The organism is Longimicrobiaceae bacterium (assembly GCA_035696245.1).
In the GTDB taxonomy this organism is placed as follows: Bacteria; Gemmatimonadota; Gemmatimonadetes; order Longimicrobiales; family Longimicrobiaceae; genus DASRQW01.
Genome location: DASRQW010000484.1, coordinates 1 through 4,426, shown reverse-complemented (window position 1 = coordinate 4,426; position 4,426 = coordinate 1). Strand labels below are relative to the sequence as shown.

At 73.2% G+C, this 4,426-nt stretch carries 7 protein-coding genes; 3 read left to right on the top strand and 4 right to left on the bottom strand.

Features of this window, described 5'->3' with window-relative positions; translation table 11 throughout:
* Positions 1 to 155 precede the first annotated feature (155 nt).
* From VFE05_21685 to VFE05_21675, 3 genes are all read right to left on the bottom strand, one after another.
* On the bottom strand, positions 156 to 485 hold the full coding sequence (locus tag VFE05_21685) for a hypothetical protein (GenBank protein HET6232702.1): 330 nt from the start codon (positions 483 to 485) through the stop codon (positions 156 to 158).
* Between the two features lie 279 nt (positions 486 to 764).
* Complete coding sequence (locus VFE05_21680; GenBank protein HET6232701.1) at positions 765 to 908, bottom strand: hypothetical protein; 144 nt, start codon at positions 906 to 908, stop codon at positions 765 to 767.
* On the bottom strand, positions 880 to 2,037 hold the full coding sequence (locus VFE05_21675; protein ID HET6232700.1) for a hypothetical protein: 1,158 nt from the start codon (positions 2,035 to 2,037) through the stop codon (positions 880 to 882). The genes VFE05_21680 and VFE05_21675 overlap by 29 nt, the downstream gene beginning before the upstream one ends.
* Before the next feature lie 307 nt (positions 2,038 to 2,344).
* Between VFE05_21675 and VFE05_21670 the strand changes: the two genes are divergently transcribed.
* Genes VFE05_21670 through VFE05_21660 form a run of 3 tightly spaced genes read left to right on the top strand, consistent with a single transcriptional unit; the run spans position 2,345 to position 4,210 of the window.
* The gene (locus tag VFE05_21670; protein ID HET6232699.1) at positions 2,345 to 2,815 is read left to right on the top strand and encodes a histidine kinase dimerization/phospho-acceptor domain-containing protein; all 471 of its coding nucleotides are present in this window, start codon (positions 2,345 to 2,347) and stop codon (positions 2,813 to 2,815) included.
* Positions 2,816 to 2,855: 40 nt separating this feature from the next.
* Positions 2,856 to 3,230 carry a response regulator gene (locus VFE05_21665; protein HET6232698.1) on the top strand — a complete coding sequence of 125 codons (375 nt, stop codon included), beginning with the start codon at positions 2,856 to 2,858 and terminating at the stop codon, positions 3,228 to 3,230.
* Positions 3,227 to 4,210 (top strand): response regulator, encoded by a 984-nt coding sequence (locus tag VFE05_21660; GenBank protein ID HET6232697.1) that lies wholly within the window; start codon positions 3,227 to 3,229, stop codon positions 4,208 to 4,210. Before VFE05_21665 ends, VFE05_21660 begins: the two co-directional genes overlap by 4 nt.
* Here VFE05_21660 and VFE05_21655 read toward each other — a convergent pair.
* Positions 4,120 to 4,426, bottom strand: a 307-nt coding sequence (locus VFE05_21655) for a hypothetical protein (protein ID HET6232696.1), incomplete at its 5' end; no start/stop codon positions are given. The genes VFE05_21660 and VFE05_21655 overlap by 91 nt on opposite strands.

Sequence of the window (4,426 nt, the reverse complement as noted above, 5' to 3'; positions counted from 1 at the left end):
CGGGGCGCCCGCGCCCGGCCCGTTCGCCGAGAGTGCGGCATGCGTTCCGTGTTGCGGATGTGGGAGGGCGCGGCGGTTCTCCGCGCGCCCTCCCGAAAAGCCTGGTTTCCCTCACCCCTCCCGTGGAGCCGCGCCTTCGCGGCTCCGCTGCCGGATCACCCTCCGGGGGGCGGCGGCGGGGGAGGCGGCGGGTTGTTGGGGTCTTCCCAGGCCCCGTCCACGCCCCCGGCCACGGAGTCCAGCTCGTCTTCCGAGAGCCCGCCGTCGGGGTCCGGCGCGGCGGCGAGCACCACGTCGAGCGCGGCGCCCTTCTCCACGAAGCGGACCTGGAAGTCGCGCGGAAGCTCGATGCCGAACTCCGCCCGGATGGTGCCCCGCGGGTCGCTCAGAAGCCCGTTGCGTACGGCCGTGTCGGACGCCGCGCGGGCCAGGATGGGGTCCCAGCGGGTCTGCCCGCCGGACGCCGTGGTCTGTTGCTGTGACACTCTGCACCGCCTTGTGGATGGAAGCCTTCCGGGGCCCTGCCGGAACGTATGGCTGGGGCAATCGCCATACCCGAAAACGCCCGTGCACCGGCGTCCGTAAACGCCAGTGCACGAATGTTTTCCCGCCCGTGGTCGCCATCGGTGCGGATTGCCGGGCGCGCTGGACCTCTACAGATAGAGCCCTCGCTCTATCTGCGATGCGCGGACGTGCGGGTGAACGGGTGCGGGCGAGGGCTGCCGTCCGAGGCTTTACGCCGTCGGCCTGCGAGCGTGCGCGGGCTAGACGCGCGCGGCCTCGGCCGAAGCGCCGCCGAGCCAGGCGCGGGCGAGTCCGCCCGCCACCTCGTCGAGGTCGTCGTCGGACAGCTCGGCGGTGGCGGCGTTGGCTGCGGATTCAAGCAGGGACGAGCGTGCGTCTTCCATCTCCAACCTCCCGTGTGTGTGGCGCGGCGCGCCGGTGGAACTGGTGGAACAGGCAGATGTAGCCCTTCGCTTCCAGCGGGCGGCCGGGCCGGTGCACCAGCTTCACGTGGTTCACGCGGCGGCGCACCAGGCTGGGCCAAAGCTCGTGGTCCAGCTCCTCGAAGGTGTATCCCGGCCAGGCCAGCAGGCCGTCGCGCCGCGCGGGCGTGCACAGGCCCCGCGCGACCAGCATCTCCACGAAGCCGCGCTCGCGGACGCCGCCCCGCATCTGCGCGGGGCGGTCCAGCACGTACTCCAGCCCGATCCGCTCGCCGACCTCGTCGCCGATCTCCAGCTGCACCAGCTTCAGCTGCGGACGCGGCTCGCCGTGCGGAGGATGCATCTGCGTCACCAGCTCGCCGACGCCCTGCCAGTCCGCGTAGCCGATGCGGCGCAGGTAGTCCGGCAGCGCATCTTCCGTCACGTCCACCACGCAGAGGCGCACGGCGTCGGTGCCACGGGAGCGGAAGGAGCCGAGATAGTAGACGAACGCGTCGCCGGGCAGCTCGCGGAAGCAGCGCTCCAATGTCGATGCGACGCGGTCAGGCAGCGGCCCGCCATACAGAGGCCGGAGCACGGCCGCCGCCGTCTCGCTCCATCTTTCCGGCGAAAGCGTTTCGCGGCGCTCGGGCGCGAGCTTGACGAAGACGCCGGGGGCGGGGATCGCCGGCTTCCCATCTCCCGAACCGCCGTCGTCCAGCTCCAGCCAGATGCGGCGGATGTGCTCCGCGAGCGGCGACGCGGGATTCGCCCACTCCGCGCAAAGCTCGCGAACCGCCGTCCACGCCGGGTCGTCGCCAATCGCGTTGTGCAGGCGCGCGAAAGGGTTGTCGCCGTTGATGATCGCGCGGCCCCGGTCGTCCACGTTAAGGACGAGGTCCACCCGCTGGTCATCCCCCGCGAGCCGGCATTCCATGTAGATGCCGTTGCTCAGCGCCGCCGGCAGGGCGGACGCCGTGGCCAGCACCCGCCGGAACGCCTCTGCCGGGACCAGCGGGGCGGGGATGAACCGCTGCACTTTGCGCAGCGTGGAGGCGAGCGTGTGGCTCAAGTGCGGGCGGATGAGGGAGCGGAATCTCGCGGTCCGCACGACGAGCGCGGGCGCCGCATCTCCAGCAACCGCCGTACCGTTCGGGACGAACCGGGTAGGTGGATGGTGCGCAACGATTTGCGCGTTCGGCCGATGCTGCGGGATGCGCAGCGAAGTAGAGCCATCGCTCCGGTGCGCGGCGAAATCTGTCGGCAGGATGAGCGGGATGCGGGAACGGAGCCGGCCCGCCGGAGATCGCGAGTGACGCTGGACGCGGCGGGGGCGTCCGCTTGGCGCGTGCGGGGGTGGGGATCTATGTTGTCGGCGGTTCCACGGCTTCGCTCACGCGCCACGCATGGAGGGAAGGATGCACGATCCCGACGTGGAGGCGGGGGCGCTGGACCGCGGCGCGCTGGGGCAGGTGCGGCACGAGCTGCTGACGCCGCTCACGGCCGTCATCGGCTTCTCCGGCATCCTGCTGGACGACGAGGACGACCGCTCGGTCGTGGACGGCATGCGGGCGGCGCTGGAGGAGATCCAGGCCGGCGCCACCGAGCTGGCGGCGGACGTCAACCGGCTCCTCCGGCCGGACTCCGCGGCCGCGCGGGCGGGGCTGGAGGAACTGGCGGCGCAGGTTCGCGAGGGCTGCGCCGGCCCCGCGCGCGGCATCGCCGCTTCGGCCGAGGCGCTGCTGGAGGCCGTGCCGGCCGGCGCGGAGCACGCGGTCGCGGACCTGCGCCACGTGGCCACCGCCGCCCGCCGCCTGGCGGAACTGGCCGGCGAGGTGCCCGAGAAGTACGCCGCCGCGCTGGCCGCCCCCGCCGGCGCATCCGCGTGAACGCGCGCGCCCGGCGCCATCCGCTCACCCGCCGCCGCCCATGACCACGATCCTGCTGGTGGAGGACAACGACCTGAACCGCGAGATGCTGGCGCGGCGCCTCACCCGGCGCGGCTTCGGGCTGCTGCTGGCGGTGGACGGGCAGGAGGCGGTGGACCTGGCGCGGGCCGAGCTGCCGGACCTCATCCTCCTGGACATGAGCCTGCCGGTGAAGGACGGCTGGACGGCGGCGCGCGAGCTGAAGGCCGACCCATCCACGCGCGGCGTGCCGGTGATCGCGCTCACCGCGCACGCCATGGCGGGCGACCGCGAGCAGGCGCTGGCGGCGGGGTGCGACGACTACGACACCAAGCCCATCGACATCGACCGGCTGCTGGAGAAGGTGGCCCGCCTGCTGGGGAGCGCCGGCACGTGAGCGGCGACGCCAGCCCGCGCGCGGCCCTGCTCGCGCGCGTGGCCGAGGCGCGGCTGCGGGACCCGCTGCGCGCCGGCCCGCGCGTGCTGGCGCAGCTGCGCGAGGAGCTGTCGATCCCCGTCGAGGCGCTGCTGGGGCTGAGCGGCGCGCTGGCGGCCGAGACGCCCGCTGCCGGCGACGGGTGGACGCGGTCCGCCGTGCAGCGCATCCACGAGGCGGGCCGGCTGCTCCCGCCGCTGGTGGCCGACGTGCTGGACCTGTCGCGCGTGGCGACGGGCAAGTTCCCCAGCGAGTGGGAGGCGGTGTCGGCCCGGCTGGGGGCGTACCTGCGGCCCGCCGTGGCGGCCGTGCTCGCCCACGTGGAGCTGCTGGCCGAGGACCCCGCTGCGGCCGCGCAGGCGCGGCTGCTGGACGAGCTGGGCCAGGTGGCCCAGGCGGGGAGATACGTGGTGGAGCTGGTGAACGACCTGGTGCTGTTGCTGGAGCTGCTGGGCGCGGGAGACGAGCCGGCCGAGGCGCCGGACGACGTGCGCGAGGTGGTCGAGCGCTTCCGCTCCGCCGGGGGCGCCGGGCGCGTGGCAACCGCCAATCGCGGCCGGGTGCTGGTGGTGGACGACAGCCAGGTCAACCGCGACTTGCTGGTGCGCCTGCTCGGCCGCCTCGGCTACGCGGTGGAAACCGCGGACGGCGGGCTGCCCGGCCTGGCGATGGCGCGCGGGGGCGGCTTCGACCTGATGCTGCTGGACATCATCATGCCCGAGGTGGACGGCTTCCAGGTGCTGCACCAGCTCAAGGCCGACGCGGCGCTGCGGAGCCTGCCGGTGATCGTGATCTCCGCGCTCGACGAGGGGGAGAGCGTGAGCCGGTGCCTGGAGATGGGCGCGGAGGACTACCTCGCCAAGCCCTTCGACCCGCTCATCCTCAAGACCCGCATCGGCGCCGCGCTGGAGAAACGCCGCCTCTCCGCGGAACCCGCGTAGCGGCGGATCGCATCGCCGCCGACGTCCCCGTATATCAGTGGACTTCCTTCGCTGCCCCCGCACGTCGAACATTCCGCATCTCCCGCATCTCCCGCATCTCCCGCATCTCCCGCATCTCCCGCATCTCCCGCATCTCCCGCATCTCCCGCATCTCCCGCATCTCCCGCATCTCCCGCATCTCCCGCATCTCCCGCATCTCCCGCATCTCCCGCATCT